Source organism: Streptomyces sp. CT34, from assembly GCF_000805335.1.
Taxonomy (GTDB): domain Bacteria; phylum Actinomycetota; class Actinomycetes; order Streptomycetales; family Streptomycetaceae; genus Streptomyces.
Map to the genome: position 1 here is coordinate 5,902,235 of NZ_KN708638.1, position 13,798 is coordinate 5,916,032.

At 72.2% G+C, this 13,798-nt stretch carries 15 protein-coding genes and 2 pseudogenes; 15 read left to right on the plus strand and 2 right to left on the minus strand.

What is annotated here, in order from left to right; translation table 11 throughout:
- Positions 1-15: 15 nt before the first annotated feature.
- Together RZ84_RS25850 and RZ84_RS25855 are read right to left on the minus strand one after the other, a co-directional pair.
- Positions 16-396: pseudogene (locus RZ84_RS25850) on the minus strand (transcriptional antiterminator); the annotation flags it as partial.
- A 35-nt stretch (positions 397-431) separates the two neighbouring features.
- Positions 432-1,298 carry a methyltransferase domain-containing protein gene (locus tag RZ84_RS25855; RefSeq protein ID WP_043266309.1) on the minus strand — a complete coding sequence of 289 codons (867 nt, stop codon included), beginning with the start codon at positions 1,296-1,298 and terminating at the stop codon, positions 432-434.
- Positions 1,299-1,851: 553 nt separating this feature from the next.
- On the opposite strand from RZ84_RS25855, the gene RZ84_RS25860 reads away from it, so the two are divergent.
- The 15 genes and pseudogenes from RZ84_RS25860 to dprA all read left to right on the plus strand — a co-directional run bounded on the left by RZ84_RS25860 (position 1,852) and on the right by dprA (position 13,634).
- Positions 1,852-2,442 (plus strand): hypothetical protein, encoded by a 591-nt coding sequence (locus RZ84_RS25860; protein ID WP_043266310.1) that lies wholly within the window; start codon positions 1,852-1,854, stop codon positions 2,440-2,442.
- Between the two features lie 155 nt (positions 2,443-2,597).
- The gene (rpsP, locus tag RZ84_RS25865; protein ID WP_043266311.1) at positions 2,598-3,047 is read left to right on the plus strand and encodes a 30S ribosomal protein S16; all 450 of its coding nucleotides are present in this window, start codon (positions 2,598-2,600) and stop codon (positions 3,045-3,047) included.
- Positions 3,048-3,049: 2 nt separating this feature from the next.
- Complete coding sequence (locus RZ84_RS25870) at positions 3,050-3,289, plus strand: RNA-binding protein (protein WP_003980229.1); 240 nt, start codon at positions 3,050-3,052, stop codon at positions 3,287-3,289.
- Positions 3,290-3,499: 210 nt separating this feature from the next.
- Complete coding sequence (gene rimM / locus RZ84_RS25875) at positions 3,500-4,045, plus strand: ribosome maturation factor RimM (RefSeq protein ID WP_043266312.1); 546 nt, start codon at positions 3,500-3,502, stop codon at positions 4,043-4,045.
- Positions 4,045-4,854 (plus strand): tRNA (guanosine(37)-N1)-methyltransferase TrmD, encoded by an 810-nt coding sequence (trmD, locus tag RZ84_RS25880; RefSeq protein WP_043266313.1) that lies wholly within the window; start codon positions 4,045-4,047, stop codon positions 4,852-4,854. The genes rimM and trmD overlap by 1 nt, the downstream gene beginning before the upstream one ends.
- Before the next feature lie 134 nt (positions 4,855-4,988).
- Positions 4,989-5,336, plus strand: a complete 348-nt coding sequence (gene rplS, locus RZ84_RS25885; protein ID WP_043266314.1) for a 50S ribosomal protein L19 — start codon at positions 4,989-4,991, stop codon at positions 5,334-5,336.
- A 96-nt stretch (positions 5,337-5,432) separates the two neighbouring features.
- Positions 5,433-6,197 carry a signal peptidase I gene (gene lepB, locus RZ84_RS25890; protein ID WP_043266315.1) on the plus strand — a complete coding sequence of 255 codons (765 nt, stop codon included), beginning with the start codon at positions 5,433-5,435 and terminating at the stop codon, positions 6,195-6,197.
- Entirely contained in the window at positions 6,190-7,257 is a 1,068-nt protein-coding gene (gene lepB / locus RZ84_RS25895) for a signal peptidase I (protein ID WP_043266316.1), read from the plus strand. Before lepB (RZ84_RS25890) ends, lepB (RZ84_RS25895) begins: the two co-directional genes overlap by 8 nt.
- A complete protein-coding gene (lepB, locus tag RZ84_RS25900) occupies positions 7,199-8,164 on the plus strand; it encodes a signal peptidase I (protein WP_043270833.1) in 966 nt (321 codons plus the stop codon). The genes lepB (RZ84_RS25895) and lepB (RZ84_RS25900) overlap by 59 nt, the downstream gene beginning before the upstream one ends.
- A 55-nt stretch (positions 8,165-8,219) precedes the next feature.
- Positions 8,220-8,948, plus strand: coding sequence for a signal peptidase I (lepB, locus tag RZ84_RS25905; RefSeq protein WP_043266317.1), 729 nt, complete (start codon positions 8,220-8,222; stop codon positions 8,946-8,948).
- A gap of 61 nt (positions 8,949-9,009) precedes the next feature.
- The gene (locus RZ84_RS25910) at positions 9,010-9,510 is read left to right on the plus strand and encodes an NUDIX hydrolase (RefSeq protein ID WP_043270836.1); all 501 of its coding nucleotides are present in this window, start codon (positions 9,010-9,012) and stop codon (positions 9,508-9,510) included.
- A 38-nt stretch (positions 9,511-9,548) separates the two neighbouring features.
- Complete coding sequence (locus RZ84_RS25915; protein ID WP_003980220.1) at positions 9,549-9,857, plus strand: DUF2469 domain-containing protein; 309 nt, start codon at positions 9,549-9,551, stop codon at positions 9,855-9,857.
- Positions 9,858-10,280: 423 nt separating this feature from the next.
- Positions 10,281-10,631 (plus strand): annotated as a pseudogene (locus tag RZ84_RS25920) (YraN family protein); the annotation flags it as partial.
- On the plus strand, positions 10,631-12,325 hold the full coding sequence (locus RZ84_RS25925) for a YifB family Mg chelatase-like AAA ATPase (RefSeq protein WP_052230159.1): 1,695 nt from the start codon (positions 10,631-10,633) through the stop codon (positions 12,323-12,325). The pseudogene RZ84_RS25920 and the gene RZ84_RS25925, both read left to right, overlap by 1 nt.
- Positions 12,309-13,634: a DNA-processing protein DprA gene (dprA, locus tag RZ84_RS25930; protein WP_241777856.1), complete on the plus strand. Its 1,326-nt coding sequence runs from the start codon at positions 12,309-12,311 to the stop codon at positions 13,632-13,634. Before RZ84_RS25925 ends, dprA begins: the two co-directional genes overlap by 17 nt.
- Positions 13,635-13,798 lie beyond the last annotated feature (164 nt).

Consider the following 13,798-nt stretch of genomic DNA (forward strand, 5'->3'; position numbering starts at 1 on the left):
TGCCGGCCGTGCCGCCGCCACCGGGGAGGCCGGTGTGCCACCGGGCAGGACGGCCAGATGCAGCGCCAGGAAGTCGACCTCCGGCCCCGGGAGCGCGGCGCCCAGATCGCGCCCCGCCCGCAGTGCCACCGCACGGGCGCGCGCCACCGCCTCGGGATGCGCCGCGAGCGCGTCGGCCACCGCCGCGTCCGAACGGCCGTCCAGCGCCTCGCCGTCCAGGATCCGGGTCAGCGCCATCAGCAGATGGCCGGCCAGCAGCCCCGCGCTGTCCTCGGTGACGGTGCGCCCCTCGCCGGCCAGCGCCGCCAGCTCCGCGGCCACGAACGCCGCGACCTCCGGACGGACCCGGCCGCTCTCCTCGAAGAGCCGGATACGGAGCGCCAACCGGGCCTCCAGGGAAGGCCGTTCGCGTCCTGCCAAGGCGGCCGGGCCTAACGGGTGCGCGCGATCAGGTAGCGGAACACGTTCGGCATCCACACCGTGCCGTCCGCCCGCTGATGCGGATGCAGCGCCTCCGTCAGCTCCTTCTCCACCTGCCGTGGTTCGGTGGCCTCCAACGCCGCGTCGAACAGCCCCGTCGACAGCAGCCCGCGCACCGCGCTCGCCATATCCGCGTAGCCGAACGGGCAGGCCACCCGCCCCGACCCGTCGGGCCGCAGCCCCGCCCGGTCCGCCAGTTCCTCCAGATCGTCCCGCCCGGCCAGTCGCCAGTCCGCGGACCCGGCGGCGAAGCCGCCCGCGGAATCGGCCAGCCGCTGTGCCACCCGCAGCACCCCGGACGTGGCGCACCGTTCCACCGGGCCCCAGCCGCCCAGTACCACCGCGCTGCCGCGCTCCGCCATCGCCGCCGCCGCGGCCAGCGACGCGGTCAGGCTACCGGCGCTGCTCCCGCAGCCCACCGGGTGGAACGCCGTCACCACCGTGAACGCCGCGTCCTTGGGCGCCGCGTCCGCCAGCCCGCCGCTGACCAGCCGGGTCACCTCCGGCATCCCGTCGGGCGTGAGCCGCTCGCGGGCCAGCTCCAGCCGGCACTCGTCCGCGTCCACGCCGCTGACCTGGGCGCCGCGCGCCGCGGCCAGCAACAGCGCCAGCCCGGAGCCGCAGCCCAGCCCGAGCAGCCGGGTACCGGGCCCGACGCCGAGACGGTCGTACGCGGCGTCGTAGAGGGGGACCAGCATGCGCTCCTGGATTTCCGCCCAGTCACGGGCGCGCGCCCGGGCGCCGGCCGCGGCGGGCGGGTCGTCGCAGCGCATGGACCCGGTGTTCGGAAGCTGGTGCCGCACGAGCGTGGGTGACATCGATAGCGCCCCTATTCGCCGAGAACCCGAAGCTGATCAGTACCGTCCGCCCCCGTTTCCGAGCGTTGTGCGCCCCCGCAATCCAGACAACTGCGCATCCGTCCGGCCGTCCAGAGGGTGCGCCGGGGTTGTCTCCCGCGCGCCCCCGTGTGCGCCGGGCCCGCACTCCGAGCGCCGTTCCAGGGTGCCCCGGCGGGCGCGGTCCCGCCACGGCAGCGCGCAGCGGCCGGCACCCGTGCACCCGGGTGGGCCCCCGCGTCCGGGCGGGAGGCGCTGCCCTACGGTGGAGGGGCGGGCGGTGCCCGGGACGGTCCCTACCACCCGTAACATCACCGCGTGATGGTTGCCCCGGCGTACGACCGGCTTACGCCATGCGGCGTACGCGGGGGTACGCGGCGGTACGTACCGGCTTGTTGCCCGGCGGGCGCCTTCTCCGCAGATCGGCGCACCGGCCCCACGGCACGGCCGATGACCAGAAACTGACTGGTACGTGCAAATTATTTGGGATGGCCCGGAATCGGAACACTGGGCGACCCCGGCTCGTTGTCACGACGTGAGCACGACACCGCCTGTTCTCGCCGCCGAGCTGGCGCTCGCGTGGGCCGACATTCAACGGCACCACCCCGAGCTGCCGGACCTGGCCGCGCCCGAGTCCCTGATCGGAGAGTCCTCGTCCGCCTGTGGCGCCGAGCTCTCCTTCGAACGGCTGCTCCATGAGGCAGTCCACGGCATCGCCGCCGCCCGCGGCATCCGCGACACCTCCAGGGCAGGCCGCTACCACAACCGCCGGTTCCTGGCGATCGCCGAGGAACTGGGCCTGGACCACGCCGACGAGCCGCATCCCAGCAGCGGCTTCTCGCTGGTCACGCTCAACCCCGAGGCCAGAAGGCGCTACCGCCCCACCATCGAGCGGCTCACCAGAGCCCTCAAGGCCCACAGTGCCGCGACCGCCACCGACACCGCCCGCAGCTTCCGCGGCCCGGCCGCCCGGCACGGCTCCTCCGGGGGCGGCGTCCGCGTCAAGGCCGTCTGCGACTGCGGACGCAATGTCCGGGTCGTACCATCCGTGCTGGCCCAGGCCCCGATCGTCTGCGGCGGTTGCGGCAAACCCTTCCGTATCCCCGAGGTAGCCGCGGTCGGCTGACCTCAGGGCGTGTGGCACAATGAATGGCTGTACTCGACAGTCGCACAGGACCCCTCTCTCCTCCGACTGACGCGTCCATCGGGCACCCGAGTACCGCAACCCCACGTGGCATCCCGTTGTGCCCAACCACGTCAAGACCAGGAGACACCACTCCAGTGGCAGTCAAGATCAAGCTGAAGCGTCTGGGCAAGATCCGTTCGCCTCACTACCGCATCGTCGTCGCCGACTCCCGCACCCGCCGTGACGGCCGGGCCATCGAGGAGATCGGTCTGTACCACCCGGTGCAGAACCCCTCGCGCATCGAGGTCGACTCGGAGCGCGCGCAGTACTGGCTGAGTGTCGGCGCGCAGCCGACCGAGCCCGTCATGGCCATCCTCAAGGTCACCGGCGACTGGCAGAAGTTCAAGGGTCTGCCCGCCCCGGCGCCGATGAAGGTCGCCGAGCCGAAGGCCGACAAGCGCGCCCTCTTCGAGGCCGCCGCCAAGGCGTCCGGCGACGAGCCGAAGGGTGAGGCCATCACCCCGAAGGCGAAGAAGGCCGACAAGAAGGCGGACGAGGCCGCGGCCGAGGCCGACAAGCCCGCCTCTGAGCCCTCCGAGGACTGAGCGTGCTGGAGGAGGCCCTTGAGCACCTCGTCAAGGGCATCGTCGACAACCCCGATGACGTGCAGGTAGCCTCGCGCACCCTGCGCCGCGGGCGCGTGCTGGAGGTCCGGGTGCACCCCGACGACCTCGGCAAGGTGATCGGTCGCAACGGCCGTACCGCCCGTGCGCTGCGGACCGTCGTGGGCGCCATCGGCGGCCGGGGCATCCGCGTCGACCTCGTCGACGTCGACCAAGTTCGCTGACAAGTTGAACACCGGCTCGGGCCGGGGAGGGCCTTCGGGTCGTCCCCGGCCCGCGCTCGTATGCCACCGTGGAACCACGGCCACACCCGTCGGATCCCCGGTGACCAGCCCCATCGGACCCACCACCGTCACCATCAAGTGAGGAACCCCAGGTTCCTCGGCCACGTCCGCGAGAGCGGCGGCGGCTCAGCCGCAAAGGGGAGCAGCACAGTGCAGTTGGTAGTCGCCCGGATCGGCCGCGCCCACGGAATCAAGGGCGAGGTCACCGTAGAGGTGCGCACCGACGAGCCGGAACTGCGGCTCGCGCCGGGCGCCGTCCTCGTCACCGAACCGTCCTCCGCCGGACCGCTCACCATCGCCACCGGCCGCGTCCACAGCGGCCGGCTGCTGCTGCGCTTCGAAGGCGTCACCGACCGCACGGCCGCCGAGGCGCTGCGCAACACCCTGCTGATCGCGGAGGTCGACCCCGAGGAAGTCCCGGAGGATCCCGAGGAGTTCTACGACCACCAGCTGATCGACCTCGACGTCGTCACCCGCGACGGCACCGCTGTCGGCCGGATCACCGAGGTCTCCCACCTGCCCTACCAGGACCTGCTGATCGTCGAACGGCCCGACGGCGGCGAGGTCATGATCCCGTTCGTCAGCGAGATCGTGCCCGAGATCGACCTGGAGGAACAGCGCGCGGTCGTCGAACCGCCGCCCGGCCTCCTCGACGAGAACCAGGCCGAGATCGCCTCCGGCCGCGAGGACAGCTGATGCGGCTCGACGTCGTCACGATCTTCCCCGAATACCTCGAACCGCTGAACGTCTCGCTCGTCGGCAAGGCCCGCGCCCGCGGGCAGCTCGACGTCCGCATCCACGACCTGCGGCAGTGGACCCACGACAAGCACCACACCGTCGACGACACCCCCTACGGCGGCGGTCCCGGCATGGTCATGAAGCCCGAGCCCTGGGGCGAGGCGCTCGACGAGATCATCGCCTCCGGCGACGGCGAACCCGTGATCGTCGTCCCCACCCCCAGCGGCGCCCCCTTCACCCAGCAGCTCGCCGTCGAGCTCTCCGCCAAACCCTGGCTGGTGTTCACCCCGGCCCGCTACGAAGGCATCGACCGCCGCGTCATCGAGGAGTACGGCGACCGGCTGGACGTCCGCGAGGTCTCCATCGGCGACTACGTCCTGGCCGGCGGCGAGGCCCCCGTCCTGGTCATGGTCGAGGCGGTGGCCCGGCTGCTGCCCGGCGTCCTGGGCAACGCCGCCTCCCACCAGGACGACTCCTTCGCCCCCGGGGCGATGGCCGACCTCCTGGAGGGCCCCGTCTACACCAAGCCCCCCGAGTGGCGCGGCCGAACCATCCCCGAGGTGCTGCTCAGCGGCCACCACGGCAAGATCGCCCGCTGGCGCCGCGACGAGGCGTTCCGCCGCACCGACCGCAACCGCCCCGACCTCATCGAGCGCGCCGACCCCGCCGCCTTCGACAAGAAGGACCGGGAAATCCTCTCCGTTCTGGGCTGGTCGGAGAACGAGGGGGGCCGATTTGGGCGCGCGAGTCAGGCCGTGGAAGAATAGGCCGCTGCTGTGTGCGTCCGGCGCGCGCCCCTGCCACAGGGGGAACGACGCCCGCCCGACGGAACGGCATCCGAAACAACCTTTCCTCATATCCCGTTGATGACCTGTGGCATCAGCGAAGAAAGCAGTAGGTCATGCACCTTCTCGACAACGTCGACGCCGCTTCCCTGCGCGGCGACGTCCCGGCCTTCCGCCCGGGTGACACCGTCAACGTCCACGTCCGCGTCATCGAGGGCAGCCGCTCCCGTGTGCAGCAGTTCAAGGGCGTCGTCATCCGCCGTCAGGGCTCCGGCGTGCGCGAGACCTTCACGGTCCGCAAGGTCAGCTTCTCGGTCGGCGTCGAGCGCACCTTCCCGGTGCACACCCCGATCGTCGAGAAGATCGAGGTCGTGACCCGCGGTGACGTCCGTCGCGCCAAGCTGTACTACCTCCGTGAGCTCCGCGGCAAGGCCGCGAAGATCAAGGAGAAGCGCGACAACTGAGCCGCACCGCACCGGGCCGCGGACTTCCGCCCCGGTGCACCGCGAGGCCACGCTCGCGTCCGGCGTCCGGACCCGGCCGGATAGGCTCTGGGCCCGATGGACACCGACGCACAGCTCACGGAGCGCGACCCCTCTCCCGCCCCCGACCAGGGGCCGGAGCAGCGGTCGCGCTCCGCGCGTTTTCTCACCTCGGTGGCGCGCCTGCGGTACCGGCCGGTCAGCCTCTTCGCCATCTGCCTGGCCTTCCTGTTCCTGCTCAGCACCTTCGTCGCGCAGCCCTTCCTGATCCCCAGCACCTCCATGGAGAACACCCTCCGGGTCGGGGACCGGGTGCTGGTCAACAAGCTGGCGTACCGTTTCGGCAACCAACCGCGGCGTGGCGATGTCATCGTCTTCGACGGCCTGGGGACGTTCGTTCACAGGGAGCAGGAGGAGAATCCCGTCACGGGGCTGCTGCGCGGGGCCGGTTCGGCCCTGGGCCTGGCCCCGGCCGCCCACACCGACTACGTCAAGCGCGTCATCGGTATCGGCGGGGACCATGTGACCTGCTGTGACAAACGGGGGCGGATCGAAGTGAACGGTGAGCCGGTGAGCGAGAGCTATCTCTACCCGGGGGACGCGCCGTCCGCCGTGCCCTTCGACACCGTGGTGCCGGCGGGCAAGCTGTGGGTCATGGGCGACCACCGCGCCAGGTCCAGCGATTCCCGCGACCACCTGGGCGAGGCCGGCGGCGGCACCGTCCCCGTTGACAAGGTCATCGGCCGGGCGGACCTGATCACCTGGCCGGTCGGCCGCTGGCGCACCATCGGCACCCCGCGGTCCTTCGACGGCATACCGGCCCCGGCAGGCCCGCATGGGTAACCGGGGACGCCCGCGGCACGGGCGCCGGGACACCCGGCGGACCGGCCACGGCCACGGCGACGGCGACGCGTACGGCGGCCCGGGGGAGGCCGAGGACTCCGAGGGCCCGCGGGAGACCCGCCGGGCGACCGGCGGCCGGGCCGAGCGGCGGCGCCAGGCCCGGCGCATCAAGCGCCGCAGACGCCGCTCCTACCTCAAGGAAATCCCCATCCTGGTCGGCGTGGCGCTGGCCATCGCGCTGGTCCTGAAGACCTTCCTCGTCCAGGCGTTCGTGATCCCGTCGGGCTCCATGGAGCAGACGATCCGGATCGGGGACCGCGTCCTGGTCGACAAGCTCACCCCCTGGTTCGGCGCCAAGCCGCAGCGCGGCGACGTCGTCGTCTTCAAGGACCCGGGGGGCTGGCTCAAGGGCGAGCAGAACCAGACGTCCGGCGACCCCGGCCCGTTCAAGGACTTCATGACCTTCATCGGGCTGCTGCCGTCCGCCGACGAGCAGGACCTGATCAAGCGGGTGGTGGCGGTCGGCGGCGACACCGTCCGCTGCTGCGACAAGCAGGGCCGGGTGACGGTCAACGGGACGCCGCTGACCGAGCCGTACGTACACCCCGGGAACCCGCCCTCCCAGCTGACGTTCACGGTCACCGTCCCCACCGGGCGGATCTTCGTGATGGGCGACCACCGCTCCAACTCCGCGGATTCGCGCTACCACCTGGACGAGCCGTACCGTGGCACGGTCTCGGTGGACAACGTGGTGGGCCGGGCCGTGGTCATCGCCTGGCCGTTCAGTCACTGGCGGATGCTGGAAGAGCCCGACACCTTCGCAACGGTGCACGACGCGCCGGGCGCGAAGGCGGCGGCAGCGAATGCGCCGCATAGGGTGTCACCCGAGAGTTTGACCGTACTCCCGACCCCTGCGGAACTCCCGCTCGTTATGGGAGTGGTGGGCCTGCACCGGTTGACGGGCAGGCGAGAGCGCGGAGTAAGGAGCAGATGTGGGGGACTTGGCGGTCGGCGCGCGGTCCGGAACCGAAGAGCCCGAAGAGCCGGCGGGGCGCGGTGAGACCGCGCGGTCGGCGGCGAGTTCCGTGCATCAGCCACAGTCACAGTCAGGGCGGTCCGCGCCGGCGGACCGGCCGCGGACGGATCTATCGAAACAGTCGGACACGGCGGCCGACGAGGAGGCGGGCGGCAGCGTGACCAAGGGCAAGAAGCCGCGTGCCTTCTGGAAGGAGCTGCCGATCCTCATCGGCATCGCCCTGCTCCTCGCGCTGCTGATCAAAACGTTTCTGGTGCAGGCGTTCTCGATCCCGTCCGACTCGATGCAGGACACCCTCCAGCGCGGGGACCGGGTCCTGGTGGACAAGCTCACACCGTGGTTCGGGTCCAAGCCGCAGCGCGGCGAGGTCGTCGTCTTCCACGACCCGGGCGGCTGGCTCAACGAGACGCCCACCCCGCAGCCCAACCCGGTCCAGAAGGTCCTCAGCTTCATCGGGCTGATGCCCTCGGCCGAGGAGAAGGACCTGATCAAGCGGGTCATCGCGGTCGGCGGCGACACCGTCGAGTGCCAGGGCACCGGCCCGGTCAAGGTCAACGGCAAGGCCCTCAAGGAGGACTCCTACGTCTTCCCCGGCGCCACCCCGTGCGGTGACCGCCCCTTCGGCCCGATCCACGTCCCCAAGGGCCGGATCTGGGTGATGGGCGACCACCGCGACGACTCCCTCGACTCCCGCTACCACCAGAACCTGGACGGCGGGGGCACGGTCTCCGAGGACAAGGTCGTCGGCCGGGCCTTCACCATCGCCTGGCCCGTCAACCGCTGGGCAACCCTCCCCGTACCGGACACCTTCGACCAGGCCGGGATCAACAAGGCAATGGCCGCGGCTCCGGCCGCGCTGGGCCTGACCGGCGCGGTGCCGATCGTGCTGTGGCGCCGCCGGAGGCTTACCGGAGTCGGTAACCCCAGGTAAGGTGCCGTCCCGGATCTTTCGACGCGGGCCGGTACCGCGGGGTGGGAGCGCTGGGATGAGCAGCAGTACGGAACGCAGGACGGACGGCCGCGGCCGGACCACGGGCAGTGTGCTGTCCGGTCTGGCCGTGGCCGTCGGCTGTGTACTGTTCCTGGGCGGCTTCGTCTGGGGTGCGCTGAACTACCGGCCCTACACGGTGCCGACCGATTCGATGACGCCGACGATCTCCGTAGGGGCCCGGGTGCTGGCCGAGAAGGTCGGCGGCTCCGAGATACGCCGCGGCGACATCGTCGTCTTCAAGGACTCGACCTGGGGATCGTTGCCGATGGTCAAGCGGGTCGTCGGCGTCGGCGGCGACAAGGTCGCCTGCTGCACCAAGCAGGGGCTGCTCACGATCAACGGAACCCCCGTTGAAGAACCGTATCGGCAGGGCGGTGGCCCCGCCTCACCCGTCGGCTTCAAGGCCACCGTCCCCCATGGCCAGCTCTTCCTCCTGGGCGACCACCGCAGCGACTCCCTCGACTCCCGCGTCCACCTCACCGACGGCGACCAGGGCTCCGTACCCCGCAGTGCCGTCGAGGCCCGGGTCGACGCCCTCGCCTGGCCGCTCGGCAGCGCCGGCCTGGTGCAGCGCCCCGCGGCCTTCTCCGCGCTCCCCGGGGGCACGTCCCGGCCGGGGCCGATCCAGCCCGTCGTCCTGGCCGTCGCGGCGGGCGCGGTGCTCATCCTGGGAGGTGCGGCATACGGGCCGATCGCACGGAGGAGGGGGCGCCGGCGTGCCTGAGCGGGAGCAGGGGCAGGAGCGGGAGCCGGACACCGAGCCGACGCAGAGCCCGGAACGGGCGGTGACTCGCGGCGAGCCCGCCGGGGTGCGGCAGGTCTCCCGCGTCGTCCTGCTCGACCCCGACGACCGGATCCTGCTGCTGCACGGCTTCGAACCGGACAACCCCGACGACACCTGGTGGTTCACCCCCGGCGGCGGTGTGGAAGGCGCCGAGACCCGCGAGGAGGCGGCCCGTCGCGAGCTCGCCGAGGAGACCGGCATCACCGATGCCGTCCTGGGCCCCGTCCTGTGGAAGCGCCGCTGCGCCTTTCCGTTCGACGGGCGACGCTGGGAACAGGACGAGTGGTACTACCTGGGACGGACCGACCGGACCGCCACCGACACCGGCGGCCACACCGACCTGGAGCGACGCAGCGTCTCCGGGCTGAGGTGGTGGACCGCGGAGGAACTGTCGGCGACGCATGAGACGGTGTATCCGACCAGACTCGCCGGGCTGCTGCGCACACTGCTCGACGAAGGCCCCCCGAGTGCGCCAGTGCTCCTGGAGACCGAGAGGGTCTGACGCACAATAGGGGGACGCACGGCTGAAGGGGATCTGCCATGAGCGCCGAGGACCTCGAAAAGTACGAGACCGAGATGGAGCTGAAGCTCTACCGGGAGTACCGCGACGTCGTCGGGCTGTTCAAATACGTGATCGAGACCGAACGTCGCTTCTACCTCACCAACGACTACGAGATGCAGGTGCACTCGGTCCAGGGTGAAGTGTTCTTCGAGGTCTCGATGGCCGACGCATGGGTGTGGGATATGTACCGACCGGCCCGTTTCGTTAAGCAGGTGCGGGTACTCACGTTCAAGGATGTGAATATCGAGGAGCTCAACAAGAGCGATCTGGACCTTCCGGGGAGCTGACGACCGAGGGGCGGACCGGGGGATCGCCCGCCGCGGAGCGGCCCCGGCCACCCCGGCGGGTGACGGAGTTGTCCACAACCGATCCGCTGTCCACCAAGATCCAACAGACCTGCGCGGAGGCGTCACAGTCGGTGCCGGAGGTGGTACCGCATGAACGCCACGCACACCGGCAACCAGGCCGGAGACAGCGCACGGACCCGGGACGGCGGACGGACCGCGGACGGCGAGGGCACCGGGGACGGTTCCCTCAAGAAGGCGGCGACAGCAGACGGCCACGGTGCCGTCACGGCCACACGGACCCGGGATCACCCGGCGACCGGCAAGACCGCACGCGCCGGGAAGGACGCCCGCACCAGGCCGGGCGCCCGGGGCAGAGCGGCGCGCGCCCCGGACCGACCGACGGCCGCCCGGCCCCGCACCCGCCGCCGCGCACTGGGGTGCTACGGCGAAGACCTGGCGGCCCGGCGCCTCACCGAGGCCGGGATGCGGATCCTCGACCGGAACTGGCGCTGCCGCGACGGCGAGATCGACATCATCGCCGCCGACGGCGACACCCTGGTGATCTGCGAGGTCAAGACCCGCCGGGTGGGCTCCTACGAACACCCCATGGCCGCGGTACGGCCCGGGAAGACCGCCCGGCTCCGGCTGCTCGCCGAACGCTGGCTGGAGTTGCACGGCGGCCCACCGCCCGGCGGCGTACGGATCGACGTCATCGGCGTCCTGCTGCCCGCCCGCGGCGCCCCCGCGGTCGAGCACGTACGGGGGGTGGCCTGATGGGATTCGCCCGCACCTGCTCCGTGGCCCTGGTCGGGGTCGAAGGAGTCGTCGTCGAGGTCCAGGCCGACCTGGAGCCCGGCGTCGCCGCCTTCACCCTCGTCGGACTCCCCGACAAGAGCCTGGTCGAATCCCGCGACCGGGTGCGTGCCGCGGTCGCGAACTCCGGCGCCGAGTGGCCGCAGAAGAAGCTCACCGTCGGCCTCAGCCCCGCTTCCGTGCCCAAGAGCGGCAGCGGATTCGACCTCGCCGTGGCCTGCGCGGTCCTCGGCGCCGCCGAGCGTCTGGACCCCCGCGAGCTCACCGACCTGATGATGATCGGCGAACTGGGCCTCGACGGCCGCGTCCGGCCCGTACGCGGCGTGCTGCCCGCCGTACTCGCCGCCGCCGACGCCGGATACCGCCAGGTCGTCGTGCCGGAACAGACCGTCGCCGAGGCCTCCCTCGTCCCCGGCGTCTCCGTCCTCGGCATCCGCAGCCTGCGCCAGCTCATCGCCGTCCTCGCCGACGAACCCGTGCCGGACGAGGAGAACCCCCTCGAAGAAGGCCGCCCCGACCCGCTCCTCGCCGGGCTCACCATGCCCGGCACCGGCGTCGGCGCGGGCCTGCCACCCGGCGACCACACCCCCGACCTCGCGGACGTCGCAGGCCAGCACGGCGCCCGCCGCGCCCTGGAGGTGGCCGCCGCCGGCCGCCACCACATCTTCTTCAAAGGCCCGCCGGGCGCCGGCAAAACCATGCTCGCCGAACGCCTCCCCGGACTGCTGCCGGCCCTGACGCCCAAGGAGTCCCTGGAGGTCACCGCCGTCCACTCGGTCGCCGGTACCCTCCCACCAGGACAGCCACTGGTCCACCGCCCGCCCTACTGCGCCCCGCACCACTCCGCGACCATGGCCTCCCTGGTCGGGGGCGGCACCGGCCTGCCCAGACCAGGAGCCGTATCGCTCGCCCACCACGGCGTGCTCTTCGTGGACGAGGCCGCCGAATGCAGCCCACGCGTCCTGGACGCGTTACGCCAGCCGCTGGAATCCGGACATGTCGTCGTCGCCCGGGCCGCCGGCATGATGCGCCTGCCCGCCCGTTTCCTCCTCGCCCTCGCGGCGAACCCCTGCCCCTGCGGCCGGCACGGCACCACCGCCGGCGGCTGCGAATGCCGGCCCTCCTCCATCCGCCGCTACCGCGCCCGGCTCTCCGGGCCGCTGATGGACCGCGTGGACCTGCGGATCGCCGTGGAACCGGTCGCCCGCTCCGAACTCCTCGCACTCGGCCGCGGCGCCGAATCCACCGCCGACGTCGCGGAACGCGTCCGAGCCGCCCGCGCACGCGCCGCGGCCCGCTACGCCGGCACCCCCTGGCACACCAACAGCGAGGTACCGGGCCACGAACTGCGCACCCGCTGGCAGGTCCACCACGGCGCGCTGGCCCACGCCGAACGCGACCTGGAATGCGGCCTCCTGACCGCCCGCGGCCTCGACCGCGTCCTCCGCGTCGCCTGGACCGCCGCCGACCTCGCAGGCCGCGACCGCCCCACACGGGAGGACGTCAACTGGGCCCTGGAACTCCGCACCGGCGTGCGCCGCGGCACGGTGACGACCGCGGCGGGCGCGCAGACGGCGACCGCACGCACAAAGACCGCAGGCACGAAGGGGCAGACCGGCGGACGAGCGGAGGCGAGCGATGAACACGATGGATGAATGGGGCTTCGTCACCAGCGGGGCCACGGCGAACGCCCCGAGAGCCCCCGCTCCCGGCCTGCCCTCCCCACCCGACCGCGTCACCAGCACGCCCACCGGGCCGGCCCACGACGCGAACGAAGCGGAGACGGCAGCCGGCAGCGGCACGTCCCGGCGGGAGGCCTGCGAACCGCAGCGGGCCGCCCGCGCGGCCCTCACCCGCATCCTCGAACCAGGCGACGAAACGGCCGGTCGCTGGCTGCGCGAGATGGGCCCGGTAGCCCTCTGGCACGCGCTGTCCGAGGACGACGCGAGCCTTCCCCCGGGCGCGAGCCCCACTAAGGTCGCGGGCCTCAGACTGCGCGCCGCACGAGCCCGCCCCGCCGCGGACCTCGCGGCCGTCGCCGCGCTCGGCGGCCGTTTCATCTGCCCCGGCGACGAGGAATGGCCACGCCAGCTCGACGACCTCGGCGACGGCCGCCCCATCGGCCTCTGGGTACGCGGTGCGGGGGGCCTGCGACTGTGGGCGCTGCGCTCGGTCGCCGTGGTCGGCGCGCGGTCCTGCACCGAATACGGCGCCCACCTCGCCACCACCCTCGGCGCCGGACTCGCCGAGCGCGGCTGGACGGTCGTCTCCGGCGCGGCGTACGGCGTCGACGGCGCCGCGCACCGCGGCGCACTGGCCGCCGACGGCCCGACCATCGCCGTCCTCGCCTCCGGCGTCGACTACGCCTATCCGCGCGGTCACAGCGAGTTGCTCGGCCGGATCGCCGAACAGGGCCTGATCGTGGCCGAGTTGCCGCCGGGCGACCACCCCACCCGCAGCCGCTTCGTGCTGCGCAACCGCGTCATCGCCGCACTCACCCGGGGCACCGTCGTCGTGGAAGCCGAACTCCGCAGCGGCTCGCTGGTCACCGCCCGGCGCGCGCTGTCCCTCGGGAGGTTCACGATGGGCGTGCCTGGGCCGGTCACCAGCGGCCTGTCCGCCGGCGTGCATCAACTCCTGCGCGGCGAGGCCACGGTGGTCACCGACGCCGACGAGGTCATCGAACTCGTCGGCAGCATCGGCGATCTCGCACCCGAGCGGCGCGGCCCGACCCTCGCCCGCGACCTCCTGGACCCGGTCGCCCTCCGCGTACTGGAAGCACTGCCGGCCCGCGGCCCCGCGGACACCGTTCAACTGGCACGGGAGTCGGGCACACCCCGTGACACCACGCAGGGAAAGCTCTTCGAGTTGCAGTCCCTCGGATTCGTTCAAAGGTGCGGTGAGCACTGGGAGTTGGTGCGACGCGCCGACTCCGCCGAAGGTTCCCGGCGAGGCGGTACTTGACCTTGCGCGAACGGGTGAAAGGGTGAGGGGAATGACCGCAGAATCCAGGTTTGCCTCGCTTCGGTGCGCGAGGCCGACCCGTTGGGAGACGGCGATGTGGCGCAACGGACGCACGGGGTCCTGCCCGCCGCTTCGCCGCGTCCGTCCGCACGGCCCTCCGGGAA

Coding starts and splice junctions, on each gene's coding strand:
- RZ84_RS25855 (WP_043266309.1), bottom strand. CDS start 1,298: ATGTCACCCACGCTCGTGCGGCACCAGCTTCCGAACACCGGGTCCATG.
- trmD (WP_043266313.1), top strand. CDS start 4,045: ATGCGGCTCGACGTCGTCACGATCTTCCCCGAATACCTCGAACCGCTG.
- rplS (WP_043266314.1), top strand. CDS start 4,989: ATGCACCTTCTCGACAACGTCGACGCCGCTTCCCTGCGCGGCGACGTC.
- lepB (WP_043266315.1), top strand. CDS start 5,433: ATGGACACCGACGCACAGCTCACGGAGCGCGACCCCTCTCCCGCCCCC.
- lepB (WP_043266316.1), top strand. CDS start 6,190: ATGGGTAACCGGGGACGCCCGCGGCACGGGCGCCGGGACACCCGGCGG.
- lepB (WP_043266317.1), top strand. CDS start 8,220: ATGAGCAGCAGTACGGAACGCAGGACGGACGGCCGCGGCCGGACCACG.
- RZ84_RS25915 (WP_003980220.1), top strand. CDS start 9,549: ATGAGCGCCGAGGACCTCGAAAAGTACGAGACCGAGATGGAGCTGAAG.
- RZ84_RS25925 (WP_052230159.1), top strand. CDS start 10,631: ATGGGATTCGCCCGCACCTGCTCCGTGGCCCTGGTCGGGGTCGAAGGA.
- dprA (WP_241777856.1), top strand. CDS start 12,309: ATGAACACGATGGATGAATGGGGCTTCGTCACCAGCGGGGCCACGGCG.